A 25929-nucleotide genomic window follows, 5' to 3' on the forward strand; every position below is an offset into this window, starting at 1 on the left:
GGCATAGCTTCCGGTCGCCTCCTCCAGTCTTTATAGTTGCCCCATTCCTGCTTTCTTCGAGATTCCCCATGAGTGAGCCCACGCCGTACATCTTCGATGCCACCACCGCCACCTTCGATCAGGCGGTGATCCAGAACTCCTTCGAAAAACCCGTGCTGGTGGATTTCTGGGCCGAGTGGTGCGCGCCGTGCAAGGCGTTGATGCCGATGCTCGCGCAGATTGCCGAGAGTTATCAGGGTGAGTTGCTGCTGGCCAAGGTCGATTGCGATGCCGAGCCGGACGTGGTCTCGCGCTTTGGCATTCGCAGCCTGCCGACCGTGGTGCTGTTCAAGGATGGCCAGCCAGTGGATGGGTTTGCCGGTGCGCAGCCTGAATCCGCCGTGCGCGCGATGCTGGAGCCCCATGTGCAGATGCCACCACCGGCGGCTGCCGATCCACTGGAGCAGGCCCAGGCGTTGTTTGCCGAAGGCCGTATCACCGACGCCGAGGCCGTGCTGGTCACCCTGCTTGGCGAAGACAACACCAACGCCGCCGCGCTGATCCTGTACGCACGCTGCCTGGCCGAGCGCGGTGAACTGGGCGAAGCGCAAACCGTGCTCGACGCCGTCAAGAGCGATGATCACAAGGCCGCACTGGCCGGCGCCAAGGCGCAGATCACTTTCCTGCGCCAGGCCGCCGACCTGCCGGACGCCGCAGACCTGAAAGCCCGCCTGGCGCAAAACCCGCAGGATGACGAGGCGGTGTACCAACTGGCCGTGCAACAACTGGCGCGCCAGCAATACGACGCCGCGCTGGATGGCTTGCTCAAGCTGTTCATCCGCAACCGCAGCTACAGCGAAGGCCTGCCCCACAAGACGCTGTTGCAGGTATTCGAACTGCTCGGCAACGATCACCCGCTTGTCACGGTGTACCGCCGCAAGCTGTTCGCCGCGCTGTATTAAGCCTTACTCGATCCAACTGTACAGCGGCGTATCCCCGCCGCTGGCTACCTTGACCTTGGCGCTATGGCGCAGGCGCACCAGCAGGCGCTTGCCCGCCGAGGCGCTGCCGGCCAGGCCTTCCAACTGATCAAGCAATTCCAGGCCGTTGAGTTGCCCGGCCTTGCGCAGTAAATCCTGGGCGGCCTGCCACAGGCTCTCGTCCAGGTTACCCGCCGCCGGCGTCACTACCGGTTCCACACTCGGGGTTTTGCTGGCCTGCAACTGCGCGCCCAGCCGGGCCCAGTCGCCGTCATCCAGCTCCAGGGTCAAGTCCACCGGCAGGTCACCGACGGTTCCACGAATTCTCAACATCGCACTTACTCCCGCACTTTTCTGACGAGCATGCTCCCACGCGTCTTGCGCTACGCCAAGCAGGCGGTCAAACTCCTCGCAAAATTGTTATAAGATCACATAACAAAACTTTCATCTTTGTCCGGGAGCTTCACCATGCGCCGTTTGCTGCTCGCTTTGCCGTTTGCCCTGTTGCCACTGGCCATCGCCCAGGCTGCCGACGAGCACGACCATGATCACGAGCACGGCAGCCTCGGTGCCCACGAACACGGCGTGGGTCGCCTCAATGCGGTGCTCGACGGCCAGGCCCTGGAGCTGGAACTGGACAGCCCGGCGATGAACCTGGTGGGTTTTGAACACCTCGCCACCACCCCTGCCGACAAAGCCAAGGTCGCCGCCGCCCGCAAGCAACTGGAGCAACCTTTGGTGCTGTTCAGCCTGCCCAAGGCCGCCGGTTGCGTGATCAGCACCCAGGAACTGAACAGCCCGCTGTTCGGCGACAAGCCTGAAGCCGACCACGATGAAGACGATGACGACCACGCCACCGATGGCAAAGGCGCCGCCGCCCACGAACATCACCACGACCACAGCGAAATCCACGCTCACTACCAGTTCACTTGCGCCACGCCGACCGCCCTGAGCAACCTCGACCTGACCCAGGTGTTCAAGACCTTCCCCGCCACCCAGAAAATTCAGGTACAACTCATTGGCCCGAGCGGCCAGCAGGGTGTGGAAGCGACGGCCACAGCAGCCACCCTGAAATTCTGATGTAAACACCACACTGTAGGAGCTGGCTTGCCTGCGATGCAGACGCCGCGGTGCTCCAGAAACACTGCGGTGATGCCATCGCAGGCAAGCCAGCTCCTACAGTTGATCGGTGTCATCATCCAAATCGAGCCAGACCACTGACCTCCCTATGACCCAAGCACTTATCGAACTGTCTGACCTGGGCTTCAATTGGCCCGGTCACCCACAGTTGCTGGACATCCCCACGTTCCGCCTGGAGCCGGGGGAAACCCTGTTCCTCAAGGGCCCCAGCGGCAGTGGCAAGACCACCCTGCTCGGCCTGCTGGGCGGTGTGCAAAAGCCCAGCCGCGGCAGCATCCGCCTGCTGGGCCAGGAACTGACCGAACTCTCGGCCGGCGCCCGCGACCGTTTCCGGGTCGACCACACCGGCTACATCTTCCAGCAGTTCAACCTGTTGCCGTTTCTCTCGGTGCGCGAGAACGTCGAATTGCCCTGCCACTTTTCAACGTTACGGGCACAGCGGGCAATCCAGCGTCACGGCAGCGTCGACCAGGCTGCCGCGACCTTGCTCGCCCACCTGGGCCTGAAGGACAAGAGCCTGCTGGAGCGCCGCGCCGACTCCCTGTCCATCGGCCAACAACAACGGGTGGCCGCTGCCCGTGCGCTGATCGGCCAGCCGGAGCTGGTGATCGCCGACGAGCCGACCTCGGCCCTGGACTACGACGCCCGGGAAGCCTTCATTCAGTTGCTGTTCGCCGAATGCCGCGAAGCAGGCGCCAGCCTGTTGTTCGTCAGCCATGACCAGAGCCTGGCGCCGCTGTTCGACAGCAACCTGTCGCTGGCCGAACTCAATCGCGCCGCCACGCCCGCAGAGGTTTGAGATGTATTTGTTTCGACTAGCCATGGCCAGCCTGGCTAACCGCCGCTTTACCGCGATCCTCACCGCCTTCGCCATCGCCCTGTCGGTGTGCCTGTTGCTGGCGGTGGAACGGGTACGCACCGAAGCCCGCGCCAGCTTCGCCAGCACCATCAGCGGTACCGACCTGATCGTCGGCGCGCGCTCCGGCTCGGTGAATTTGCTGCTGTATTCAGTGTTCCGCATCGGCAACGCCACCAACAACATTCGCTGGGACAGCTACGAACACTTCGCGGCCAACCCGCAGGTAAAATGGGCGATCCCGATTTCCCTCGGCGACTCCCACCGTGGCTACCGCGTGATGGGCACCAACGAATCCTATTTCGAACACTATCAATACGGCCGCCGGCAGAACCTGGAACTGGCCAGCGGTCGCGCCTTCGCCACCGATCCATTCGAAGTGGTGCTCGGCGCCGAAGTGGCCGACGCGCTGCATTACAAGCTCGGCGACAAGCTGGTGCTGGCCCACGGCGTGGCGGTGGTCAGCCTGGTCAAGCACGATGACAAGCCGTTCACCGTGGTCGGCATTCTCAAGCGCACCGGCACTCCGGTGGACCGCACACTGCATATCAGCCTCGGCGGCATGGAAGCGATTCACATCGACTGGCACAACGGCGTACCGGCCCAGGGCAAAGGCCGGATCAGCGCCGACCAGGCTCGCAACATGGACCTGACGCCACAAGCCATCACCGCGTTCATGCTCGGTTTGAACAACAAGATTTCCACCTTCGCCCTGCAACGGGAGATCAACGAGTTCCGTGGCGAGCCGATGCTGGCGATCCTGCCGGGCGTGGCGCTGCAAGAGCTGTGGAGCATGATGGGCACGGCTGAAAAAGCGCTGTTCGTGATCTCGCTGTTCGTGGTACTGACCGGTTTGATCGGCATGCTCACCGCGATCCTCACCAGCCTCAACGAGCGCCGCCGGGAAATGGCAATCCTGCGTTCGGTGGGCGCACGGCCCTGGCATATTGCGACCTTGCTGATCTTCGAAGCCTTCGCCCTGGCATTGTCGGGCGTGATCGCCGGCGTCGGGCTGCTGTATGTGTGCATCGCCGCGTCGCGCGGGTATTTGCAGGCCAACTACGGCCTGGACCTGCCGCTGTCGTTGCCGAGCGAATATGAATGGACTTTGTTGGGCGGTATTCTCGTCGCAGCCCTGCTGATGGGCAGCGTGCCAGCCTGGCGCGCCTACCGGCAATCGTTGGCCGACGGCCTGTCGATACGTTTATGAGGAAGCTGTTGATGCGTCGCGCCGTGCTCGCACTGTTACTGCTGGTGGCCCTGCCCGTGTGGGCTGAAGACCAGCCCAAGGACCTGTCGTGGCAGGAGATGATCCCGCCGGACGCGCCGCCGGAAATCCCCAACATGAAACCGCTGCACGACTTGTCGGGCATGGCCGATGCGTTGTCGGTGGAGTCAGCGCCGGCCGCCAAGCAGGACCTGCCCAACGCGCCGGTCGTACAAAGCCTGGACGGCAAGCACATCCGCCTGCCGGGTTATATCGTGCCGCTGGAAGTCAGCGAAGAAGGTCGCACCACGGAGTTCCTGCTGGTGCCGTATTTCGGCGCGTGCATCCATGTACCGCCACCGCCGTCGAACCAGATCGTGCATGTGAAAAGCGAAGTCGGCGTGAAGCTCGACGAGTTGTATCAACCGTACTGGATCGAAGGCCAGATGCAGGTCAAACCGTCCAGCAGTGAACTGGCCGACGCCGGCTACCAGATGGATGCCGACAAGATCTATGTGTACGAGTTGCAGGAATAACCCGTGATTGCGCTTTCATTGAGCTGAGTCAAAAGCTCGAACGTTACGATCTTTACCATTGGACACAAGCAATTAATAACGTCCTTTGGAGCTCCCATGAACAAGTCCCTGCTCGGCGCGTCGCTTGTCGCGCTCGCCCTCGTCGCCCCTGTTGCCCACGCTCACGAAGCGGGTGACATCCTGATTCGCGCCGGTGCCATCACCGTCAACCCGAAAGCGGACAGCAGCAGTGTCAAGGTTGACCAGGGCCCGCTGGCCGGGACCAACCTGGGCGGCAAGGCGACCATGAGCAGCGACACTCAACTGGGTTTGAACTTCGCCTACATGTTCACCAGCCACTGGGGTATCGAACTGCTGGCGGCCACGCCGTTCGAACATGATGTGAAGATCAAGAACACCGCCCTGGGCGCTGCCAACGGCAAGCTCGGTACGCTGAAGCACCTGCCACCGACCCTGAGCGTCGTGTACTACCCGCTGGACAGCAAGTCGGTATTCCAACCGTACATCGGCGCCGGTATCAACTACACCTGGATCTACGACGAGCACGTCGGCAGCCGCGCCGAGCAGGCCGGCTTCAGCAACTTCAAGGCGGAAAACTCCTGGGGTTGGGCCGCGCAGATCGGTGCGGACTACATGATCAACGACAAGTGGATGATCAACGCCCAGGCGCGCTACATCGACATCAGCACCAAGGCCACCGTGGATAACAACGCCCTGGGCCAGGGCACTCGGGCCAAGGTCAATGTGGATGTTGACCCGATGGTGTACATGGTCGGTATTGGCTACAAGTTCTAGGTTCTACCCAAGGCCCTGTTGTACAGGGCCTTTTTTGTGAGGCTTCCCCTGGAGGCAAGCGCCAATCAGAGGCCAGGCACACGCCCGTGTGCTGCGAATCAGGCGTCAGCCAGGAGCTGGTGCACTTCAGCGATGACCAAGTCAATGTTGAACGGCTTTTTCAACACCGCATTGAACAAGTCCGACCGCTCCATACCAATATGTGCCTGGGCTCCGCTGATCAGAATGATGGGCAAGTGTTTGACTGCCGGCAGAGCACGAACCGCTTCGGCAAACTCCTGGCCATCCATGACCGGCATCATGAAGTCGGTGATGATCAACGCTGGCCGCTCGCGCTCCAGGACCTCGAGTGCTTTCTGGCCATTGCTCGCTTTTACGACCATGTACCCCTCATCCTCCAGCGCATAGCCGAGAATGTCAGCGATCAAATACTCGTCGTCGACGACCAGGATGGTGGTCATGTCAATTCAACCCGAATCAGAGACTTAGGACGTTGAGCCCGGCAGCGAAGAATCATTAGGGACAGCCAATGCATTTCTTGATGCCTTCTTCAGGTCAACGCCGTTTTCATGGATTACCACTTCAAGAAGCGAAGGATCGTAGAAGCTATCTCGTACCTTAAGAATCGAAAGCATTCTTCTTAGTTCAGATTGAATCTCGAAGAAACGCATCAGCAGCAGGTTATCGACAATACTGGACAGGTCCGGAGTCGGAGAACTGACCTCCGAACCAAAAACGTCACGCATCTCCCATGAGGCAAATACCGTTACGCCACGGGCACGAAGCTCGCTCATCAGGGCGCTGTAGAAATCAGTGATACGTGCCGGGTTTGTCGACACTCGGGTCATGCCGCTCAAGCTGTCGATGAACAGGCGCTTGATGCCCTTTTCCTCAACTATTTTCAGCAGACGTGCGCCGAGACCGTCGAGCAGGCCTTCTGTCGTGGGTTGCCAGGCAAGACTCAGCGCACCAATTTCTTCCATACCCTTGATATCAATACCCAGCGATTGGCCTTTGAGGCGTAACCGCTGCGGGCTTTCATAAAAACCGAAATGCAGGCCCGGCGCTTCCACTGTCGACTCAGCGAGGAACCGGAGCCCCAATGTGGTTTTCCCGACGCCGGAAGGCCCCATGACGAGGGTAACGGAGGAACTGTGCAGGCCACCGCCGATGATGGCGTCCAGCGAACCGATGCCGCTGGTGATACGCGTCAGATCAGCACTGTCAGGTAAAGACGGATGGCTGTAGAGGCTTTCCAGACGCGGATAAACCACCAGGCCATCGTCGGTGATTTCACACTCGTGCAATCCGGTCAGTGCACCACTGCCCCGAGTCTTGCGCAATTGAATACGGCGCACTGAACGGCTGCCGTGAAGCTCTTCACCCATCTCGATCACACCATCAACCATGGTGTGCTCAGGACTGCCGTCGTCCAACCGGGAACTGGTGAGAAACAGCACCGTACAACCGGCGAACGCAGCGTGCCCTTGCAGCTCGGAAATGAATTTCTTGGTGTCGATGGGCGAGTCAGCCTTGGAGCGTGCATTGAGCAAGCCGTCGACCACTAACACGGTGGCCTTCTGGCGACTGATCTCACGCCGAAGCAGCTTGACCACTTCATCGAGACCGTCGTTCTCAAGGGTGTCAAATGCACTGACGAACTGAATTTCGGCCCCCACCCGGGAAACATCAAAGAAGTTCAGGGTCGAGAGGAACTGAAATAAACGGTCGTGGGACTCGGCCAGCAACGTGGCCACCAGTACTCGGCCCCCGTTGCGCGCATGATTGAATCCCAGTTGATTGGCGAGGATGGTTTTACCCGATCCTGGGCGCCCCTGGATAATGTAGGAGGCACCTGCGACTAGCCCGCCCTTGAGCAGAGCATCCAGCCCTTCTATTCCGCTTTGAAGGCGATTTAGCTTTTCCACAATGCAACCCTGATGTGAACAACAGGCTCTTGAGCCGAAGGTTTACGATGCTAACTCCATTTGTGCAATCGGGCTATCCACTCATCCCGTTCAAGCGCGGGGCAAATAAAGCGTGAACGTACTTCCCTGCCCCAGACGACTCTCGACCCTGACCTCTCCCCCCGACTGTTTGGCAAAACCCAATACCTGACTGAGCCCCAGCCCACTTCTCTGGCCTTTGCCTTGGGTGGAGAAAAACGGTTCAAAGATTCTATCGAGGCTGAACGGAGCGATACCCGAGCCATTGTCTGTGATGGACACGGCAACAAAACGCCCCTTGATAAGGGGATAGCCATCGGACGCAGGGATAAGGTCCATCGACTCAACACGGATGACCAGCTCCCCCTTATCCATCATGGCGTCGCGGGCGTTCATGACCATATTGAGAATGGCCGCTTCAAACTGTCCTGGGTCGACGTGAACAACGCAGGGTAATTCTGCGGACTCGATGCGTACGTGGATGCCTGTGCCAACCCGCACAGCAATCGTATCGGCCATGGCCAACGTGCTTGAATTGACGTCCAGCGGTGCGGGATGCAGGGCTTGCCTGCCAGCGAAGGACAGCAATTGACTGGTGAAATGAGAACCACGCTCCACCGCCTCGGAAATGGCTTCTACCAGGCGCAGCCGCCGCTCTTCCGATACGGAAGGACGCTTCAAAAGATCCGCTGAAGAACGTATCACCGTCAGCAGATTATTAAAGTCATGAGCCACTCGGCCTGTTACCCGCCCCAGCGCGTCCATCTTCTGCGACTGAAGTGACTGCTCTTGGCTCACATCCTGAACGGTTCCCGTCATCGTGACGGGTAGACCATCATCGGCATAACGGGGTCTTGCGCACACGTGCAGCCAGCGAGTTTCACCGATTGGCGTGATGACACGGTAGCGAACGTCGTAGTCGCCACGTTGAGCGATTGAGCGATCCCACGCTTCGGCCACTCGACGCTTGTCTTCGGCGTGCACCAAGCGCTGCATGTGTTCATAGCTGAACGGTACGTGAGGTTCGAGTCCGAAGTTGAGGCGGCAAGTGGCCGAGGTCTTCAGCTCGCCCGTCGTCAAATCCAGGCGCCATATACCAAGCCCGGCGGCACTCAAAGCGAACTGCAGGTCGTGCGCTTCCTCATACACATCATCGTGAGGCGGCGGCGAACCATTCACCGGAGAATGTGTTGCCATGATGGGTGGGGCTCCTCTTTTAGGCTGCCCATGGCTGGATGGGCGAAGTCTTCTTCTGAATGCAGACTTTTGCTTTTGCTGAACGAGCCGTAAGCACAATCAATCCCTATTGGCATGGATGACCGGGCGCACCAAAGGTTTCAAATTTTTCGTATGCCGTGGCGCATCCGACTTGCCAACACATATCACTTTTAACCGTTCGCGCACCGCCACAAAAAAAGGCGCCTGTTTCAGGCGCCTTTTTTATGTTTGACCGTGTCGATAGAACCGGTCGAGCAACGCCGGCAGCCCGGCCCGCCATGCCCGTGGCTTGATGCCGAAGGTGTGGAGGATTTTCTTGCAGGCCAGCACCGCGTGTTGCGGCTCGTCGGCTGCATCCGGACGGGCGGCGTGGGCCTGGGCGGTCGGCGCTTCCACGGCCAGCGGGTGGAAGTTGCGCGCTTCGGTCAGGATCGCCTGCCCCAGCGCCAGCGGGGTAGTCGCTTCGTGGCCGGCGTAGTGGTAGGTGCCCCACAACGGCGCGGCGCAATCGAGTTGCTTGAGCACCGAAATGATCACCCGCGCGGCATCGTCCACCGGCGTCGGGTTGCCCCGGCGGTCGTCGGCCATCAGCAGTTCGTCAGGTTTTTCGGCACGGGCCAGGAAGCGCCCGAGGGTGCCGTCGACGCTGTCATCCAGCAGCCAGCCGAAACGCAACAGCACGTGCTGCGGGCAGGTGGCGCGTACGCTCTGCTCGATGCGCCACAACGCCTGGCCTCGAAGGCCCAAGGGCACGGGTTCGTCTTTTTCGCTGTAGGCGGTGGCGCGGGAGCCATCGAACACCCGGTAGCTGGACGGTTGCAGCAGGGTGATGCTGTGGTGCTGGCACAGTTCAGCCAGGCGCTCGATCGCATATTCCTGGGCGGCCAGACGTGTCTCGCTGACCGTCTCCGCCTGAAACCAGTCGAAGTAATAGGCGAGATTGATCAAGGCATCGGGACGGGTGTCGTCGAGCAGTTGCGTGAGGCTCGCGGCATCCCAGCCGTCTTGGGGCGGGCGCGGGGCGAGGAAACCGATGTCTTCCTCCGCACCGAGGCGAATCAGCGCCTGCCCGAGGGCATTCCCGCCGCCCAGTAACATAAGGCGCATTCGCATAGATTGAGCAGGCCCGGTCTGTTTGGAACGATGGTTATTATCGACAGGCTTGTGAGCCATGCCGTTGGCATTTGCCAGAATCGTTGCATTTTGCGGGTTTGTAGCGCAACCGTCACTTATAAAGTGCGCCGCCGATTGCGGCCGGGGGGGGGCTTTAAGTAGAGAGAGCCTTTTTATGGCTAGGGAGCATGCTGTGGCCAGGGGCCTTGCAGTGGTCAGGGAGCTTGCTGTGGCCAGGGAGCTTCTTGTGGCGAGGGAGCTTGCTCCCGCTGGGCTGCGTAGCGGCCCCAAAAAAGCGGGAGCGCTGCGCACTCCAGCGGGAGCAAGCTCCCTCGCCACTGCAAGCTCCCTCGCCACAACAAGCTCCCTTACCGCAGCAAGATCCCTCACCACAGGGAATGCATCCCGGGGTTGCAAGTTGCCGGGGCCGGCCGCATAAATTGGGGATGAACCTTCCTGAATCAACGGACACGGTCTTGAACGGTTTCCACCCCGCCGTCAGCACCTGGTTCCGCAGCACGTTCCCGTCGGTGACCGCCGCCCAGGCCCAGGCGTGGCCGCTGATCCGCCAGCGCCGCTCCACACTGATCGCCGCGCCCACCGGCTCCGGCAAGACCCTGACTGCTTTTCTCGCCGTGCTGGACGATCTCGTGCACCAAGGCCTGGCCAATGGCGGCCAACTGCCAGACCAAACGCTGGTGGTCTACGTCTCGCCACTCAAAGCCTTGTCCAACGACATCCAGATCAACCTGCAAAACCCGCTGGCCGGCATCACCGAGCACTTGCAGCGCCTCGACCTGCCACCGCTGGCGATCCGCACCGCCGTGCGTACCGGCGACACTCCACAGAAAGACCGCGCCCTGATGCGCAAGCACCCGCCGCACATCCTGGTCACCACCCCGGAATCGCTCTACGTGTTGCTCGGCTCGGATTCCGGCCGGCAGATGCTTGCCAGCACCCGCACGGTGATCGTCGATGAGATCCACGCCATCGCCGCCAGCAAGCGCGGCAGCCACATGGCCCTGACACTGGAGCGCCTGCAGGGTTTGTGCAGCGAACCGCTGACCCGCATCGGCCTGTCCGCCACGCAAAAGCCCATCGAGGCGGTGTCGCGCTTTCTGGTGGGCACCGGCCGGCCTTGCGAGATCGTCGATATCGGCCACGCACGCCCACGGGACCTGGATATCGAAGTGCCGCCGGTGCCGCTGTCGGCCGTCATGGCCAACGACGTGTGGGAGCTGGTCTACGACCGCCTCGCCGAACTGGCCAGGCAACACCGCACCACGCTGATTTTCGTCAACACCCGGCGCCTGGCCGAACGCCTGGCCCGGCACTTGAGCGAGCGCCTGGGCAAAACCGCCGTCGCCGCCCACCACGGCAGCCTCGCGAAGGAAATGCGCCTGGACGCCGAACAACGGCTCAAGGCCGGTGAGCTGCAGGTGTTGATCGCCACTGCGTCGCTGGAACTGGGGATCGATATCGGCGATGTCGACCTGGTGTGCCAGATCGGCTCGCCCGGCTCGATCAACGGTTTTCTGCAACGGGTCGGACGCTCCGGGCATCAGGTCGGCGGCACGCCCAAGGGCCGGTTGTTCGCCACCACCCGCGACGACCTGATCGAATGCGCCGCCCTGCTCGACTGCGTGCGCCGGGGCGAGCTGGACACCTTGCTGATTCCGGTTGCGCCGCTGGATGTGCTGGCCCAGCAGATCATCGCCGAAGTCAGCTGCCAGGAATGGCAGGAACAGGCCCTGCTCACGCTGATCCGCCGCGCCGCGCCCTACGCCGAGCTGGATGAGCGTCACTATCAGGCACTGCTGCAAATGCTCGCCGAAGGCTACAACGGGCGCCAGGGCCTGCGCAGCGCCTACCTGCACCGCGACGCCATCACCCGCACCCTGCGTGGCCGGCGGGGCGCCAAGCTCACCGCCGTGACCAGCGGCGGCACCATCCCCGACAACGCCGACTACAGCGTGCTGCTTGAGCCGCAAAGCCTGAACATCGGCAGCGTCAACGAAGACTTCGCGGTGGAAAGCATCGCCGGCGATATCTTCCAGCTGGGCAACACCTCCTACCGCATCCTGCGAGTGGAGCCCGGCAAGGTGCGGGTCGAGGATGCCCACGGCCAGCCGCCGACCATTCCGTTCTGGCTCGGCGAAGCACCGGGGCGCAGTGCCGAGTTGTCGTTTGCCGTGGCGCGTTTTCAGGGGCAACTGGACGCGCTGCTGGGCGCCACGCCGGGTAACCTGCAACCGGCGCTCGATTGGCTCACCGGTACCCTCGGCCTGAACCTGGCCAGCGCCGAACAACTGCTGGACTACCTGGCGCGGGCGCGGCTGGCGCTGAGCGCGCTGCCGTCCCAGGACACGTTGATCATGGAACGGTTTTTCGACGAGTCCGGCGGCACCCAATTGATCATCCACACGCCGTTCGGCAGTCGCATCAACCGCGCCTGGGGCCTGGCGCTGCGCAAGCGGTTTTGCCGCACCTTCAACTTCGAACTGCAAGCCGCCGCCAGCGAGGATGCGATCGTGTTGTCGCTGTCCACCAGTCACAGCTTTGAGCTGGATGAGGTATGGCGCTACCTGAACAGCAACACCGCCGAGCACATCCTGATTCAGGCGGTGCTGGATGCGCCGCTGTTCGGCGTGCGCTGGCGCTGGAATGCCGGGGTGGCCTTGGCATTGCCGCGTTATACCGGCGGGCGCAAAGTGGCGCCGCAGATCCAGCGCATGAAGAGTGAAGACCTGATCGCCAGTGTGTTCCCGGACCAGATCGCCTGCCTGGAAAACCTCGCCGGCGAGCGGGAAGTGCCGGCGCATCCGCTGGTGGAGCAAACCCTCGATGATTGCCTGCACGAAGCCATGGACAGCGAAGGCTGGCTGGCCCTGCTGCGGCGCATGGAGCGCGGAGAGATCCGTCTGATCAGCCGCGACCTGCCGGCGCCGTCACCCTTGGCGGCGGAGATTCTCAGCGCCCGCCCCTACACCTTTCTCGACGACGCTCCGCTGGAGGAGCGCCGCACCCAGGCCGTGCTCAACCGGCGCTGGAGCGACCCGCAAAGCACCGATGACCTTGGCGCGCTGGATGCCGAAGCGATTGCCGGTGTGTGCGAGGAAGCCTGGCCGGCGCCCAATGGCCTGGACGAGATGCATGAAGCGCTGATGAGTTTGGCGTGCATTGCCGAATCGGAGGTCACGGCGCAGTGGGCCGAATGGCTGCAAGCTCTGGCCGACGGTGGGCGCGCCAGCCGATTGCAGAGCGGTACCGACCAGGCCGTTTGGGTCGCCCTGGAGCGCTTGAGTTGTTTAACGGCGATCTACCCGAACGAGCTGCCGCTGTTGCCAGGTTTCGATGAGCCCTGGACCTTCGATGAAGCCTTGGTGGAAGTGCTGCGGGCGCGCCTGAGCGGCTTCGGCCCATTGACGCTGATCGAGATCGCCGCGCCCCTGGCCTTGCCGGTGGCCGACGTATCACAGGCACTCGCGCGGCTGGAGAGCGAAGGCTACGTGCTGCGCGGCCGTTTCAGCCCCGGCGCCAGCGCCGAACAATGGTGCGAACGCCACCTGCTGGCGCGCATTCACCGCTACACGGTCAAGCGCCTGCGCCGGGAAATCGAGCCGGTGGCGTTGCAGGATTTCATGCGTTTTCTGTTCGACTGGCAGCACCTGTCGAACGGTACCCGCGGCCAGGGCAGCGCCGTGTTGCCGCAGATCGTCGCGCAGCTGGAAGGGTACGCCGCAGCCACTTCGGCCTGGGACAGCGATTTGCTCAGCGCACGAATCAAGGATTACGCGCCCCACTGGCTGGACGATTTGTGCCGCAGCGGCAAAGTGGTGTGGACACGCCTGAGCAACAAGGCCGGCGCGACGGCCCTGCGCAGCACGCCAGTGGTGCTGTTGCCCCGCAGCCAGGTGCCATTGTGGAGTGGACTGACCGAAGCGCCGGACAGTACCGAGCTGTCGCCCAAGGCACAGAAAGTCCATCAGGCGCTGCGGGAAAACGGCGCGCTGTTTTTCGATGAATTGATCCACGAAGCCCATCTGCTGCGCAGCGAACTGGAAACCGCGTTGCAGGAACTGGTGGGCGCGGGGCTGGCGAACGCCGACAGTTTTGCCGGCCTGCGCGCCCTGACCACGCCGGCGAGCAAACGTCAGGCCCGCAGCAGTCGGCGCGGGCGTGGCGCGTTTGTCGGCGGAATGGACGATGCCGGGCGTTGGGCCCTGGTACGGCGGGCGCCGGTGGCGGACGGCACACGTCCGGGGGCTCACTCGGCCGAGACGCTGGAGCATGTGGCGATGACCTTGCTGCGCCGCTACGGGGTGGTGTTCTGGCGCCTCCTGGAGCGCGAGGCGGACTGGCTGCCCAGTTGGCGCGAATTGCTGCGTACGTTCCACCGGCTGGAGGCCCGGGGCGAGATTCGTGGCGGGCGGTTTGTGAGTGGTTTGGCGGGGGAACAGTTTGCGTTGCCGGAAGCGATTCCGCTGCTGCGGGAAGTTCGGCGACGGCCCCACGATGGAAGCTTGATTGCCGTGTGTGGGGCGGATCCGCTGAACCTGGTCGGTACGCTGCTGCCGGGTAGCAAGGTGCCGGCGTTGAGCGGCAATCGGTTGGTGTACCGGGATGGTTTGCCGGCGGCGGTGGAGATTGCCGGCAAGCAGCAGGTGTTGCTGGAGTTGGATCAGCAGGAGGCCGGGTTGGTGCGGGAAAAACTGATCAGACACTGACTTGTGCAGCGCCCGTAATGACGCCTTCGCGAGCAAGCCCGCTCCCACATTTGACCGCATTCCAAGGGTGGAACCGTATCGAATGTGGGAGCGGGCTTGCTCGCGAAGAGGCCGGCGGCCTCAACACAAAACTATTGGGTTCTAGGCTGCTCGGTAAGCACCACCGACGAAGGCACTTCTTCCTCCGGCTCATCCACCTGCTGCCCGACCCGCTGCGGCAGCATCACCTGCTGTGGATAAGTTTGCGCGAAGTGAACAAAGGCACAGTTATCCACAAGCTTTTTCAAGCGCTGGTTAAACGCGCGGCTCACCGCATATTGCCCACCCGACACCGTGCGGAACTGCGCCGTCAGCACCACGCCGTTGAGGTCCATCTTGTCGACGCCAAATACCTCCAGCGGCCCTTGCAGGTTGTACTTGAGGAACACGTCGTCGCGGATCGACTGTCCCGCCTCGCGAATCAGCTCCACGGCCTTGTCGACATCGGTGTCGTAGGTGAACTGCACCGAGAAGAACGCATAGGCGAATTGCCGCGATTGGTTGGTGACGGCCTTGATCTGCCCGAACGGCACCGAATGCACAAAGCCCTTGCCGTCCCGCAGGCGCAGGGTGCGGATGGTCAGCCCCTCGACGGTACCGGCGTGGCCGGAGTCGAGCACCACCCAATCGCCAATCGACAGGGTGTCTTCGATGATGATGAACAGCCCGGTGATTACATCCTGCACCAGTTGCTGGGAGCCAAAACCAATGGCCAGGCCCACCACCCCGGCGCCCGCCAGCAGCGGTGCGACGTTGATCCCCAGGTTGGCCATGGTGGTGATCGCGCAGATCACCACCAGGACGATTTTCACTGCGTTGCGCAGCAGCGGCAGGATGGTTTTCACCCGCGTGCTGGGCTGGCGGCTGGAGCGTTTGTTGACCGGGGGTTTCAATGCTTCCTGAATCGCCGTGTCGAGCACCACCCAGAACAGCCAGGTCACCAGCAGGATCAAACCGATGCTGCTCAGGGAATCACTGATGGCCCGGCCCACGGAGTTGCGCTGGGCAAACTCAAACAGCGAAACGCCCCAGATACGCCCGAGGATTTCGATAAAGGCGATGGCCATCACGATGCGCAACAGCGCGTGCAGCAGGCTTAGGAAACGCTCTTTGTAGGCGCTGCTGCGCTGCACCGCCATCGTGCTGCGGGACTGGAACAGGTGCTGCAACACTGTGCTGAGAAACACCGTGCCGATCAGCAGGATCGTGGTGAACAGCGCACAGCGCAGGGCTTTCTGGCTGTCGTCGCCGGCGCCGATCAGGTTGATCGCCGACACCAGCACCATCAGCAGGATCGGCCAATACCACAGGCCGGAAAACACCCGCAGTGATTGCTGCACCGCCGGGTGTTTCAAGCGCTGGGCCAGGGGCCGGTTGCGGATCAAATGCGCCACCGGACGGCGCAGGCGAATCACCAGCATGCCGAAGATCACCGAGGCAAACAGCCCGGTGAAGATCGCAACACTGGCGGTGATATTGCCCCCCAGTTGGCGGGCGATCTGTGGGCTGGTCAGCGCATCGCTGAGGGCGGCAAGGAAGCCGATCAGGAACAGCGGCTTGGGGCAGTAGTCCCGAATAATCTTCACCGCCGGGCGCTTGTGGCCGACGTTGAACATGACGATCACGCACAACAGGATCGAGGTGGAGAAAATGCCGCTGCTGGTGGCGTAGGCAAAACACAGCGCCAGCGCACGGCCCACCGAGGAGGGCAGGAAGTGGCTGACGTAGAGCGTCAATGGCAGGCAGATAAGCGCCGGTATCGTGTAGGGAATCAGGTAACCCAGCAACGCCTGGAGGCGCTGGCGAGGTGCGATATGCCGCTGCAGGCTCAGGCGCTTGACGATAAAGCGCCCCAGCAGGGTCAGCGCGGCGAACGCGCCGATCCACACCCCGGACAACAACAGGAAATCCCCGGCCACGCTCCACGAGGAACGTTCGGACGGCTGGTTGACCAGCTTGTCCACCTCATCTGCCGCCCGGTCGGCCCGCAGCCGCCAGGCGTCGACCAGGTTCTGGTTGAGGTCGAGTTTGTCCTGCACATCATCGATGCTGGAGCTGATGGCGCCGAGCAGACCGCCTTCTACCAACAGTTCCGGCTGGGCCGGGGCGGCAGGCGCTGGAGCCGCGGGGGCGGTGGCCGCTTGCAGCGCGCCGCTGCCGCAGAACAGCAGCGTGCCGAGCAGTAGCACAGTCTTTAAATTCAACAAAACACCGGGCTCCTTCAGAAGGGTCTGTAAGGAACTGACGGGTTTGAGGCCGGATCGTTCCCCCAGTACGTCGATCCGTGCGCTCCAGGCAAATATCAAATGCCAATACCTGTCTTTTTCCGCACAAGCCGAACCCCGAGACTGCGCTCCTGATTGAAACCCACCGGAGTTGCAGCCATGCCCATTGCCTTGCTCGCGCTGACCCTCAGCGCTTTTGCCATCGGGACGACCGAGTTCGTCATCGTTGGCCTGTTGCCCACCATCGGCGCCGACCTTGGCGTCAGCCTACCGTCCGCCGGCCTGCTGGTCAGCCTCTACGCCCTGGGCGTGGCCATCGGCGCGCCGGTACTCACCGCCCTCACCGGCAAAGTGCCACGCAAACTGCTGTTGTTGTCGCTGATGGTGCTGTTCACCCTCGGCAACCTGCTGGCCTGGCAAGCGCCGAGTTATGAGTCCCTGGTACTGGCACGGATCGTCACCGGCCTGGCCCACGGGGTGTTCTTCTCGATTGGCTCCACGATCGCCACAAGCCTGGTGCCCAAGGAAAAAGCCGCCAGCGCGATTGCCATCATGTTTACCGGCCTGACCGTCGCATTGGTGACCGGTGTGCCACTGGGGACGTTTATCGGCCAGCACTTCGGCTGGCGCGAAACCTTCCTCGCCGTCTCGGCCCTGGGCTTGATCGCGTTTATCGGCAGCCTGCTCTACGTACCGAAAAACATCGCCCACAGCAAACCCGCGTCGCTGTTGCAGCAACTGCAAGTGTTGAAACAACCACGGCTGCTGCTGGTGTACGCCATGACGGCGGTGGGTTACGGCGGCTCGTTCATCGCGTTCACCTACCTGGCGCCAATCCTTCAGGACATCTCCGGGTTCAGCGCCGGCACCGTCAGCCTGGTGTTGCTGGTGTATGGCATCTCGGTGGCCATCGGTAATATCTGGGGCGGCAAGCTGGCCGACAAACGCGGCCCGATCAGCGCCCTGAAAATCATCTTTGCCCTGCTCGCTGCCGTGTTGTTTGTACTGACCTTTACCGCAGGCAACCCATGGCTGGCCCTGGCCACTGTGCTGGTGTGGGGCGCGGTCGCTTTCGGCAACGTGCCGGGCTTGCAGGTGTATGTGGTGCGCCAGGCGGAACATCACACGCCGAATGCGGTGGACGTGGCCTCGGGCCTGAACATCGCGGCGTTCAACCTGGGGATTGCCGGTGGCGCGTGGGCCGGCGGCCTGATCGTTGCCCACATGGGCTTGATCCACACGGCGTGGATTGGCGGTTCGGTGGTGTTGGTGGCCTTGGCGCTGACGGCCTGGAGCGGGCGCCTTGACCGGCTGGGGCCGGTGTATGCCGAGAGCTCGACCCGGGTGGTTGGCGGGCACTGATCCCGCAGCGATAAAGAACCCAATGTGGGAGCGGGCTTGCTCGCGAAAGCGGTGTGTCAGTCAACAGAGATATCGACTGACCCACCGCTTTCGCGAGCAAGCCCGCTCCCACATTTTGAGAGGTGCCGTCTGTAGGACCGTCGAAACTTTCTCCCGATCATCACAGTCACCCTAAAACGGAGGTCACCACACAGTTAACCCACGGGAGTCATCATGGCCGCGATTCATATCGGCATTTCCGGCTGGCGCTACACGCCCTGGCGGGGGGATTTCTACCCCGAGGGCCTGACCCAGAAGCGCGAGCTGCAGTTTGCCTCACGGGCGGTCAACAGCATCGAGATCAACGGCTCGTTCTACGCGCTGCAAACACCCAAGCGCTACGCCGAGTGGTATGGCGACACGCCTGAAGGGTTTGTGTTCAGCGTCAAGGCGCCGCGCTATATCACGCATATCCTGCGGTTGCGGGAGGTGCACAAGCCGATGGCGAATTTCTTCGCCTCCGGGGTGCTGGAACTCAAGGAAAAGCTCGGGCCGATCCTCTGGCAGTTCCCGCCCAGTTTCAAATTCGACCCGCCGTTGTTTGAAGCCTTTCTCGCCGAATTACCCACTACTCCCCAGCAGGCCGCCGCCCTCGCCCGCGAGCATGAGCCGCGCCTGAACGGCAAGGCGAGCCTGCAAGCCCACGGTAAAAAGCCGCTGCGCCATGCGGTGGAGATTCGCCACAAGAGTTTCGCCGTGCCGGAGTTTGTCGAGATGCTCGACAAGCACGGCGTGGCCCTGGTGGTGGCCGACACAGCCGGCAAGTGGCCCTACCTGGAAGACGTCACGGCCAACTTTGTGTACCTGCGCCTGCATGGGGACAAAGCGCTGTATGCCAGCGGCTATACGCCCGAAGCGCTCAAGCGCTGGGGCGATCGCATCGAACGCTGGAGCCACGGCAAACAACCCGCCGATGCACAGTTGATCGACCCGAAGCACAAACCCCGCGCCCGCAAGCAGCGCGAGGTGTTTTGCTACTTCGATAACGACATCAAGGTGCGCGCGCCCTTCGACGCGCGCCAATTACTGCAGCGTTTCGGCCTGGACCAGGCACTGGCCACCGAACCCGGCAAGTTGCCGGACACGGGAGTGTTGCCATGACCCATCCGGAACTGATGCCAACCACGCCCACCGAAACCATCACCCGCTTCAGGGTGCTGACGGTCAATACCCACAAGGGCTTCACCGCGCTCAACCGGCGCTTCATATTGCCCGAGTTGCGCGAGGCGATTCGCAGTGTGGCCGCCGACGTGGTGTTCCTTCAGGAAATCCACGGCACCCATGAACGCCACCCCAAGCGCTACAGTAACTGGCCGAGCATGCCGCAATACGAGTTCCTCGCCGACAGTATCTGGCCGCAATACGCCTACGGTCGCAACGCGGTGTATCCCCATGGCGACCACGGTAATGCGTTGCTGTCGAAATTCCAGATCATCCGCTACGACAATCTCGACATCTCCCAGAGCGGCCACGAAAGCCGCGGGCTGCTGCATTGCGTGCTGCGCTTGCCGGGCAACGTGCAGGACGTGCATGCCATCTGCGTGCACCTGGGACTGCGGGAAGTCCATCGCCAGCAGCAACTGCGCCTGATCGCGCAGCGGGTCGCCGAGATTCCCGCCGACGCGCCGGTGATTGTCGCCGGTGATTTCAATGACTGGCGCCAGCGCGCCGATCTCGCCCACTGCGGGCTGCGGGAAGTGTTTATCGAAACCCACGGCAAGCCGGCCCGCACCTTCCCGGCGCGCCTGCCGCTGCTGCCGCTGGACCGCATCTACGTGCGCAACCTCAAGGTGCATCAGCCCCAAGTCCTGACCAGCCGCCCGTGGTCACACTTGTCGGACCATGCGCCGCTGTCGGTGGAGATCGAGTTATGAACAGCGCACCACTGGAAAAGGTCGCGGTCGAACACATCGCGACCGACCAACCGCCGGATGATGCCGTGGCCCGGGACCTGGATTACGGCTGGCAAAGCGGTAACCAGATCGAGTTGCTGGAGAACGGCGAGGCCTACTTTCCCAAAGTGTTCGAGGCGATGCGCCAGGCCCAGCGGGAGATCTTGCTGGAGACCTTTATCCTTTTCGAAGACAAGGTCGGCCACGAGCTCAAAGGCATTTTGATCGAGGCGGCGCAGCGTGGCGTCAAGGTCGTCGCCAGCCTCGATGGCTTTGGTTGTGGTGAGCTGACACCGGGGTTTCTCAGCGAATTGAGCCAGGCCGGCGTGACCGTGCAGATGTTCGACCCGGCGAGCAAGACATTTGGTTTTCGCACCAACTGGTTTCGCCGCCTGCACCGCAAGATTGTGGTGGTGGATGCCAGCGTGGCGTTTATCGGCGGGATCAATTTCTCGGCGGATCACCTGGGGGATTTCGGCCCCGAGGCCAAGCAGGATTATGCCGTGCAGGTGCAGGGCCCGGCAGTCGCCGACCTGCATCATTTCGCCCTCGCACAAAGTGGCCGGCGTGTGCGCAAGCGGCGCGGCTGGCGGCGCGAGCAACGCCCGTCGCCATGGGCTGCCGGCGAAGGCGATGGCCTGGTACGGCTGATCTACCGGGACAATCTGCAACACCGTACCGATATCGAAGAGGCCTACCTGCACGCCCTGCGCAAGGCCGAGCGGCGGGTGGTGATCGCCAACGCCTATTTCTTTCCCGGCTACCGCCTGCTGCGGGAAATTCGTAATGCCGCGCGGCGCGGCGTGCACGTGCAGTTGATCATGCAGGGCCAGCCGGATGTGCTGCTGGCCAAGCTGGCGGCACGCATGCTCTATGACTATTTGCTCAAGGAAGGCGTGGTGATCCACGAGTACTGCCAGCGTCCGTTGCACGGCAAGGTGGCGCTGGTGGATGAAGAGTGGAGCACGGTGGGTTCGAGCAATCTCGACCCGCTGAGCCTGTCGCTGAACCTGGAGGCGAATGTGCTGGTTCGTGATCGTGCCTTCAACCAGCAGTTGTTCGAGCGCCTGGAATATCTGAGCCAGAACCACTGCAAGACCATGCCGGAAAACCGCGCGCCTCGCGGCTGGTTCTGGCGGGTGACCGTGGGTTTCGTGGTGTTCCATGTGCTGCGGCATTTTCCGTCGTGGACCGGCTGGTTGCCGGCCCACAAGCCGAGGTTGAAACCCTTCGTTCTTGAGGAGCGTGCGGATCATGACCCAAGCTCGCATCGCTGAAGAAAGCGCTCGCCCCGGCTTCTTGAAACGCTGGAAAAAACCGCTGACGGTGGTGTTTTTCCTGGTGCTGATCGTGTTGTTCACCCTGCTCGCCCGGCGTATCGACTGGAGCGAAGTGCTCGACACCCTGGGCGACTTCAAGCTGCGCACGCTGCTCATCGCGGGTGCGCTGACCCTGTGCAGTTTCCTGGTGTATTCGTGCTTCGACCTGATCGGCCGCACCTACATCCGCCAGCCGTTGGGCTGGAAGCAGATTTTGCCGGTGGGCATCATCAGCTATGCGTTCAACCTCAACCTGAGCGCGTGGGTAGGTGGCATCGCCATGCGCTATCGGTTGTATTCCCGACTCGGGGTGAGCAGCGGGAACATCGCGAAGATCCTCGGCTTGAGCCTGGCCACCAACTGGTTCGGCTACATGGCGATTGCCGGCGCGGTATTCAGCAGCGGGCTGGTGACATTGCCGCCGGGGTGGAAGCTCAGCAGCGGTGCGTTGCAAAGCGTCGGCGTGCTGTTGGTACTGGCGAGCCTGGGTTACCTGCTGGCCTGTCGCTTGTCGAAAAAGCGCGCATGGTCGATACGCGGGATTGAAATCAGCCTGCCGTCGCTGCGCATGGCAGTGTTGCAGTTGGCGCTCGGCGCGCTGAACTGGTCGCTGATGGCGGCGGTGATCTTCACGCTGCTGCCCAAGCAGCTGGAGTACCCAGTAGTGCTTGGGGTGTTGCTGATCAGCAGCATTGCCGGAGTGGTCACACACATCCCGGCGGGGCTTGGTGTGCTGGAGGCTGTCTTCATTGCCTTGCTGCAGCACGAAGCGTCCCGCGGCAGTCTGCTCGCGGGGCTGATCGCCTACCGCGCAATCTACTTCATCCTGCCGCTGCTGGTGGCCCTGGTGATGTACCTCGCGGTCGAAGCCAAGGCCAAGGCATTGCGCGTGAAGAAAACGCCTACGACTGGATGATGCTCAAGCGCTCGCCCACCACCATCTCGGTAATCCAGTCCACCAGGATCGAGGTGTAGGCCTGCTGGGAAACCGGATCACTCAGGGAATGATCCGCACCGTCGATAATCCGGTGAGTCAGCGAATGCGTCTGCTGGCAGGCGGCGCGGTAGCTCATGATAGTGGCATGGGGCACGTGGTCGTCGGTCTCCGACTCCACGATCAACACATCACCGGTAAACGCCGCGCATGCATGCAGGGCGCGATTGGTTTCGGCGTGCACAAAGGTGCCGCGATAATCCATCAGGTCGGCCTTGTCCAGGTCGCGCTTGGGCTTGAGCCATTCCTGGTCGCGGTACAGCGCCGGCACCCGCAAAGCCAGCCAGCGCACGGGGCGCAGCGAAGTGAGGATGGCGGCCAAGTAACCGCCGTAGCTGGTGCCCACCACTGCCACCGCCGAGGTGTCGATGGCCGGGTGTGACAACAGGCGGTCGTAGGCCGCGAGCAGGTCGCGCAGGTTATCTTCGCGGGTGACGCGGGATAACGGAATGCCGTTGCCGGCATGGCCGCGCAGGTCGAATGTAAGGCATACACAACCGAGCCCGGCGATACCCTTGGCGCGTTCCAGGTCACGCTCCTGGCTCCCGCCCCAGCCGTGCACAAACAACACCCCCGGTACTTTCGATTTGGGACTGAGGAAGGTCCCGCTCATCTGTTCGTCATCGATATCAATGGCAATGGTTTCGCTTCTAGCCGTCATAGGATTTGACCGTCACGTACTTGAGAAGAAAGTCGCTGTTTTCTGCCGGGCCCCGGTACACCTCGATCGCGTCAGCGGGCAGTGGCTGGTCGACGTAGGTTTCTACCGACGAGACATAAATCGCCCGCAGCCCGGGATTGTTGACGAAGCTTTGCAGCGCCGCGACTTCCGCGCTGCTGGCCCCGCCCATGCGCCAGGATTGCTCGAGCACGCCGCTGCGGCGTTGGCCGTCGCTGTCCAGGCCCTGGGCGATGTCGTAATTGCGCCGCGAAGCGTAGAACCCGGGATAGGCCTCATCCGCCGCGTTATCGAAGACCTGCGCTTGCTGGATGGCCAGGCGCACTTCAGCGGGCAGGTCGAGCTTGAGCAGGTCTTCGTAGTAGCCCTGGACCACCAACAGGTTGGAACCACCATAGACCTCTTCGCCCTGCCCGTCCCGGGTCAGGTATTGATCGCCGCAGTAGCTGATGACGTGATCGCCGATAAAGCTCTGGCCGACACTGTGGGTGACCACGTCGCGCAGGTCCTGCTCCAGCACCACGCCGTCGCTGAACAATTGCGCCGCATCAGGGCGCGCGAGGATGGCGTCGAACTCGTCGAGGCTGCGGATCACTTCCTGGCCGCGACCGGCGCAGGCATGCACAGGCTTGAGACGGATCGGCCCGGTGTACAGTAAATGGGTCGCCGCCGGCCGCGCATCTTCCAGGGCGTGCACACTCAACCCATCCAGCACCACATTGCGGATGCGCTCGGAAAAAAGCGGCGACCAGCCTTCGGGCGCAACCGCGTTTTTATTCAGCAAACCGTGGCTGATGGCCTTGGTGCAGATGAAATCGTGATCGACGTAGCCGCCCCACAAATCCTCAGGGCCTTTGACGCCGAATTGCCGCGCCTGGGCCGCGCCGACCAGCGTCTGAGTGGGCAATAGATAGAGGTCGCGCCCACTGTGCTGCTCAGGGTTATAGCTGCCGCCATATTTGAGCCCGAGGACGTGCGCCAGCCAACGGGCCAGGGCGCGGTTGGTCTCCACTTCGTGCAATGGCGCTTGCGTACGGATTGAATGCGCCACCACGATTTTTTTGCGATTTGTCGGGGTCATGCGTCCCCCTTGGCTCTGCTGCCATGTGTGTAAGGAAACGGTAGCAGGGATCAAGCCAAGGCGGCGTTTGTTTAAACGCGCAGGGAATCAATCAGTTGCGGGAAAAGCGATAGCACTTGGCCTGTTTTATTCTGCACGAAGTGCTCAAGGTGTCGCGGCGTTCTGCACGATTCAGGCTTGCGCCTTGGTGGGCGTCACGCCGAAACGGCTGCGGTAATCACTTGGCGCCAGCCCGGTGATTTTCTTGAAGGTGGCGCGGAAGGCGCCGGGGTCCTGGTAACCCACGGTCCAGGCAATGTGATCAATGGTGCCGTTGGTGAACTCCAGCATCTGCCGCGCCTTACCCACTCGCAGGTGCTGGCAGTATTCGGTGGGTTTCAACCCCGTAGCGGCGCGGAACCGTCGCAGGAAGGTGCGTTCCTCAAGTCCCGCCTCCTGCGCCATGACAGCCAACGAAACATCCACCGCACCGCTGGCCTGCAGCCAATGTTGCACCTTGAGAATCGCAGCGTCGCCATGGGCAAGGATCGGCGCAAAATTACTGCCGCACTCACTGGCGCTGTCACTGTGTTCGATCACCAGGAAACGCGCGGTGCTGGCAGCGATGCTCGGGCCGAGCAAACGGTCCACCAGGCGCAGGCCCAATTCGGACCAGGCCATGAGGCCGGCGGTGGTGATCAAGTCGCCGTCGTCGACGATGGGTTTGTCGGCTTCCAGGCGAATCGCCGGATAACGGGCGGCGAAGGTTTTCGCCGACGTCCAGTGTGTGGTGGCGCTGCGACCGTCCAACAGGCCGCTTTCCGCCATCAGGATCGAACCTACGCACACCCCGCCCAGAATGGTCCCGGAGCGATGTTGCTGGCGCAGCCAATCCAGCAATTCGGCGGACGCCTGGCCCTCGGAAAAGCCGGCAATGGAGGGTGGAATCAGCAAGGCCGTCAACCTATCCCCGCTACCGGGCTCGCTATCGAATACACGGGTCGGCGCACCGCCTGTTTCAGCCTGCCAATGGCTGATGCGCAGGGACGGCAGTTGCTCGGACTGATGCTCGGTCGCAATCCGGTTGGCGACCGCGAACAGGTCGGTCAAGCCATGCACGGCAGCCATTTGCGCACCACTGTAGATCAGCACGCCGAGCTCGACGATCGCCATTGTCAGTTTTCCCTCTGTTATTGTCGGTGCGGCCAATCCCCAGGCGTCACGCCAGCCAGGATACTGGACGCATCAACCCTCACAAGGAAACCAACATGGCCAAGCAAGCGCTCATCCTAATCGATATCCAGAACGACTACTTCCCCCAGGGCAAGTGGCCGCTAGACGGAGTGGACGCGGCGGCAGACAAGGCGCAGCAAGTGCTACAGGCATTTCGCCAGGCAGGCGATACGGTGATTCACGTACGCCACGAATTCACCTCCGACGATGCCCCCTTCTTCACCCCGGGCTCGGAAGGTGCACACCTGCACCCCAAGGTGCTGAACCAGGCCGACGAGCCGGTGGTGCTCAAGCATTTCGTCAATGCGTTCCGCGAAACCAACCTGCGGGCCCTGCTGGAACAACGCAGCATCACCGAACTGGTGGTGGTGGGCAGCATGAGCCATATGTGCATCGACGGCGTGGTGCGCGCCGCGTCGGACCTGGGCTACACCGTGACGGTGATCCACGATGCCTGCGCCACGCGGGACCTGGAATTCAATGGCAGCGTCGTGCCGGCAGCCCAGGTGCATGCGGCGTTTATGTCGTCGCTGGGGTTTGCTTATGCGAGCGTGGTATCGGCGGAACAGTTCTTGTCCGCCGATTGACCT

Annotated in this window: 22 protein-coding genes; 13 read left to right on the forward strand and 9 right to left on the reverse strand. The window is 62.2% G+C overall.

Annotated elements, in window-relative coordinates:
• The first annotated feature begins 68 nt into the window (after positions 1 to 68).
• Positions 69 to 941: a thioredoxin gene (trxA, locus tag V6607_RS29395; RefSeq protein WP_003209995.1), complete on the forward strand. Its 873-nt coding sequence runs from the start codon at positions 69 to 71 to the stop codon at positions 939 to 941.
• 3 nt (positions 942 to 944) lie between these two features.
• Here trxA and V6607_RS29400 read toward each other — a convergent pair whose 3' ends face one another.
• On the reverse strand, positions 945 to 1292 hold the full coding sequence (locus V6607_RS29400; protein WP_008436481.1) for a hypothetical protein: 348 nt from the start codon (positions 1290 to 1292) through the stop codon (positions 945 to 947).
• 135 nt (positions 1293 to 1427) lie between these two features.
• On the opposite strand from V6607_RS29400, the gene V6607_RS29405 reads away from it, so the two are divergent.
• From V6607_RS29405 to V6607_RS29425, 5 genes are all read left to right on the forward strand, one after another.
• On the forward strand, positions 1428 to 2039 hold the full coding sequence (locus V6607_RS29405) for a DUF2796 domain-containing protein (RefSeq protein WP_102369990.1): 612 nt from the start codon (positions 1428 to 1430) through the stop codon (positions 2037 to 2039).
• 148 nt (positions 2040 to 2187) lie between these two features.
• Entirely contained in the window at positions 2188 to 2898 is a 711-nt protein-coding gene (locus V6607_RS29410) for an ABC transporter ATP-binding protein (protein WP_003210001.1), read from the forward strand.
• A 1-nt stretch (position 2899) separates the two neighbouring features.
• Positions 2900 to 4165: an ABC transporter permease gene (locus tag V6607_RS29415; RefSeq protein ID WP_003210004.1), complete on the forward strand. Its 1266-nt coding sequence runs from the start codon at positions 2900 to 2902 to the stop codon at positions 4163 to 4165.
• An 11-nt stretch (positions 4166 to 4176) separates the two neighbouring features.
• A complete protein-coding gene (locus V6607_RS29420; RefSeq protein ID WP_102369991.1) occupies positions 4177 to 4698 on the forward strand; it encodes a DUF3299 domain-containing protein in 522 nt (173 codons plus the stop codon).
• A gap of 96 nt (positions 4699 to 4794) precedes the next feature.
• The gene (locus V6607_RS29425) at positions 4795 to 5493 is read left to right on the forward strand and encodes an OmpW family outer membrane protein (RefSeq protein WP_102369992.1); all 699 of its coding nucleotides are present in this window, start codon (positions 4795 to 4797) and stop codon (positions 5491 to 5493) included.
• A 98-nt stretch (positions 5494 to 5591) separates the two neighbouring features.
• On the opposite strand, the gene V6607_RS29430 is transcribed toward V6607_RS29425, so the two are convergent.
• The 4 genes from V6607_RS29430 to V6607_RS29445 form a co-directional block, all read right to left on the reverse strand.
• Positions 5592 to 5954 carry a response regulator gene (locus V6607_RS29430; protein ID WP_102605740.1) on the reverse strand — a complete coding sequence of 121 codons (363 nt, stop codon included), beginning with the start codon at positions 5952 to 5954 and terminating at the stop codon, positions 5592 to 5594.
• 24 nt (positions 5955 to 5978) lie between these two features.
• Positions 5979 to 7421, reverse strand: a complete 1443-nt coding sequence (locus V6607_RS29435) for an ATPase domain-containing protein (RefSeq protein WP_102605741.1) — start codon at positions 7419 to 7421, stop codon at positions 5979 to 5981.
• Positions 7422 to 7511: 90 nt separating this feature from the next.
• Entirely contained in the window at positions 7512 to 8636 is a 1125-nt protein-coding gene (locus V6607_RS29440) for an ATP-binding protein (protein ID WP_134327390.1), read from the reverse strand.
• 243 nt (positions 8637 to 8879) lie between these two features.
• Positions 8880 to 9770: a sugar nucleotide-binding protein gene (locus V6607_RS29445; RefSeq protein WP_008436463.1), complete on the reverse strand. Its 891-nt coding sequence runs from the start codon at positions 9768 to 9770 to the stop codon at positions 8880 to 8882.
• A 446-nt stretch (positions 9771 to 10216) separates the two neighbouring features.
• Between V6607_RS29445 and V6607_RS29450 the strand changes: the two genes are divergently transcribed.
• Positions 10217 to 14497, forward strand: coding sequence for a DEAD/DEAH box helicase (locus V6607_RS29450; RefSeq protein ID WP_134327392.1), 4281 nt, complete (start codon positions 10217 to 10219; stop codon positions 14495 to 14497).
• A 131-nt stretch (positions 14498 to 14628) separates the two neighbouring features.
• On the opposite strand, the gene V6607_RS29455 is transcribed toward V6607_RS29450, so the two are convergent.
• Positions 14629 to 16743, reverse strand: coding sequence for a mechanosensitive ion channel domain-containing protein (locus V6607_RS29455; RefSeq protein WP_134327393.1), 2115 nt, complete (start codon positions 16741 to 16743; stop codon positions 14629 to 14631).
• Positions 16744 to 16920: 177 nt separating this feature from the next.
• Between V6607_RS29455 and V6607_RS29460 the strand changes: the two genes are divergently transcribed.
• The 5 genes from V6607_RS29460 to V6607_RS29480 all read left to right on the forward strand — a co-directional run bounded on the left by V6607_RS29460 (position 16921) and on the right by V6607_RS29480 (position 22289).
• Positions 16921 to 18123, forward strand: a complete 1203-nt coding sequence (locus V6607_RS29460; RefSeq protein WP_008436460.1) for an MFS transporter — start codon at positions 16921 to 16923, stop codon at positions 18121 to 18123.
• A gap of 213 nt (positions 18124 to 18336) precedes the next feature.
• On the forward strand, positions 18337 to 19263 hold the full coding sequence (locus V6607_RS29465; RefSeq protein WP_134327394.1) for a DUF72 domain-containing protein: 927 nt from the start codon (positions 18337 to 18339) through the stop codon (positions 19261 to 19263).
• Positions 19260 to 20036, forward strand: coding sequence for an endonuclease/exonuclease/phosphatase family protein (locus tag V6607_RS29470; RefSeq protein WP_003210026.1), 777 nt, complete (start codon positions 19260 to 19262; stop codon positions 20034 to 20036). The genes V6607_RS29465 and V6607_RS29470 overlap by 4 nt, the downstream gene beginning before the upstream one ends.
• Positions 20033 to 21331, forward strand: coding sequence for a cardiolipin synthase ClsB (gene clsB / locus V6607_RS29475; protein WP_134327395.1), 1299 nt, complete (start codon positions 20033 to 20035; stop codon positions 21329 to 21331). The genes V6607_RS29470 and clsB overlap by 4 nt, the downstream gene beginning before the upstream one ends.
• Positions 21309 to 22289, forward strand: a complete 981-nt coding sequence (locus V6607_RS29480) for a lysylphosphatidylglycerol synthase domain-containing protein (protein ID WP_134327396.1) — start codon at positions 21309 to 21311, stop codon at positions 22287 to 22289. The genes clsB and V6607_RS29480 overlap by 23 nt, the downstream gene beginning before the upstream one ends.
• On the opposite strand, the gene V6607_RS29485 is transcribed toward V6607_RS29480, so the two are convergent.
• The 3 genes from V6607_RS29485 to V6607_RS29495 all read right to left on the reverse strand — a co-directional run bounded on the left by V6607_RS29485 (position 22276) and on the right by V6607_RS29495 (position 25279).
• Positions 22276 to 23028 (reverse strand): alpha/beta fold hydrolase, encoded by a 753-nt coding sequence (locus V6607_RS29485; protein ID WP_003210032.1) that lies wholly within the window; start codon positions 23026 to 23028, stop codon positions 22276 to 22278. The genes V6607_RS29480 and V6607_RS29485 overlap by 14 nt on opposite strands.
• Positions 23018 to 24127, reverse strand: coding sequence for a DUF3182 family protein (locus V6607_RS29490; protein WP_134327397.1), 1110 nt, complete (start codon positions 24125 to 24127; stop codon positions 23018 to 23020). Before V6607_RS29490 ends, V6607_RS29485 begins: the two co-directional genes overlap by 11 nt.
• 171 nt (positions 24128 to 24298) lie before the next feature.
• The gene (locus V6607_RS29495; protein ID WP_134327398.1) at positions 24299 to 25279 is read right to left on the reverse strand and encodes a GlxA family transcriptional regulator; all 981 of its coding nucleotides are present in this window, start codon (positions 25277 to 25279) and stop codon (positions 24299 to 24301) included.
• Positions 25280 to 25374: 95 nt separating this feature from the next.
• Here V6607_RS29495 and V6607_RS29500 point away from each other — a divergent pair, with 95 nt between their 5' ends.
• Positions 25375 to 25926, forward strand: a complete 552-nt coding sequence (locus V6607_RS29500; protein WP_008436449.1) for a cysteine hydrolase family protein — start codon at positions 25375 to 25377, stop codon at positions 25924 to 25926.
• Positions 25927 to 25929: the final 3 nt, after the last annotated feature.

It is taken from the genome of Pseudomonas sp. KK18 (genome assembly GCF_037094675.1).
Lineage (GTDB): Bacteria > Pseudomonadota > Gammaproteobacteria > Pseudomonadales > Pseudomonadaceae > Aquipseudomonas.

What these genes read in the sequence shown, in the direction of transcription:
- trxA (WP_003209995.1), top strand. Translation starts at nt 69, where the DNA reads ATGAGTGAGCCCACGCCGTACATCTTCGATGCCACCACCGCCACCTTC.
- V6607_RS29400 (WP_008436481.1), bottom strand. Translation starts at nt 1,292, where the DNA reads ATGTTGAGAATTCGTGGAACCGTCGGTGACCTGCCGGTGGACTTGACC.
- V6607_RS29405 (WP_102369990.1), top strand. Translation starts at nt 1,428, where the DNA reads ATGCGCCGTTTGCTGCTCGCTTTGCCGTTTGCCCTGTTGCCACTGGCC.
- V6607_RS29410 (WP_003210001.1), top strand. Translation starts at nt 2,188, where the DNA reads ATGACCCAAGCACTTATCGAACTGTCTGACCTGGGCTTCAATTGGCCC.
- V6607_RS29415 (WP_003210004.1), top strand. Translation starts at nt 2,900, where the DNA reads ATGTATTTGTTTCGACTAGCCATGGCCAGCCTGGCTAACCGCCGCTTT.
- V6607_RS29420 (WP_102369991.1), top strand. Translation starts at nt 4,177, where the DNA reads ATGCGTCGCGCCGTGCTCGCACTGTTACTGCTGGTGGCCCTGCCCGTG.
- V6607_RS29425 (WP_102369992.1), top strand. Translation starts at nt 4,795, where the DNA reads ATGAACAAGTCCCTGCTCGGCGCGTCGCTTGTCGCGCTCGCCCTCGTC.
- V6607_RS29430 (WP_102605740.1), bottom strand. Translation starts at nt 5,954, where the DNA reads ATGACCACCATCCTGGTCGTCGACGACGAGTATTTGATCGCTGACATT.
- V6607_RS29440 (WP_134327390.1), bottom strand. Translation starts at nt 8,636, where the DNA reads ATGGCAACACATTCTCCGGTGAATGGTTCGCCGCCGCCTCACGATGAT.
- V6607_RS29445 (WP_008436463.1), bottom strand. Translation starts at nt 9,770, where the DNA reads ATGCGAATGCGCCTTATGTTACTGGGCGGCGGGAATGCCCTCGGGCAG.
- V6607_RS29450 (WP_134327392.1), top strand. Translation starts at nt 10,217, where the DNA reads ATGAACCTTCCTGAATCAACGGACACGGTCTTGAACGGTTTCCACCCC.
- V6607_RS29460 (WP_008436460.1), top strand. Translation starts at nt 16,921, where the DNA reads ATGCCCATTGCCTTGCTCGCGCTGACCCTCAGCGCTTTTGCCATCGGG.
- V6607_RS29465 (WP_134327394.1), top strand. Translation starts at nt 18,337, where the DNA reads ATGGCCGCGATTCATATCGGCATTTCCGGCTGGCGCTACACGCCCTGG.
- V6607_RS29470 (WP_003210026.1), top strand. Translation starts at nt 19,260, where the DNA reads ATGACCCATCCGGAACTGATGCCAACCACGCCCACCGAAACCATCACC.
- clsB (WP_134327395.1), top strand. Translation starts at nt 20,033, where the DNA reads ATGAACAGCGCACCACTGGAAAAGGTCGCGGTCGAACACATCGCGACC.
- V6607_RS29480 (WP_134327396.1), top strand. Translation starts at nt 21,309, where the DNA reads ATGACCCAAGCTCGCATCGCTGAAGAAAGCGCTCGCCCCGGCTTCTTG.
- V6607_RS29485 (WP_003210032.1), bottom strand. Translation starts at nt 23,028, where the DNA reads ATGACGGCTAGAAGCGAAACCATTGCCATTGATATCGATGACGAACAG.
- V6607_RS29490 (WP_134327397.1), bottom strand. Translation starts at nt 24,127, where the DNA reads ATGACCCCGACAAATCGCAAAAAAATCGTGGTGGCGCATTCAATCCGT.
- V6607_RS29495 (WP_134327398.1), bottom strand. Translation starts at nt 25,279, where the DNA reads ATGGCGATCGTCGAGCTCGGCGTGCTGATCTACAGTGGTGCGCAAATG.
- V6607_RS29500 (WP_008436449.1), top strand. Translation starts at nt 25,375, where the DNA reads ATGGCCAAGCAAGCGCTCATCCTAATCGATATCCAGAACGACTACTTC.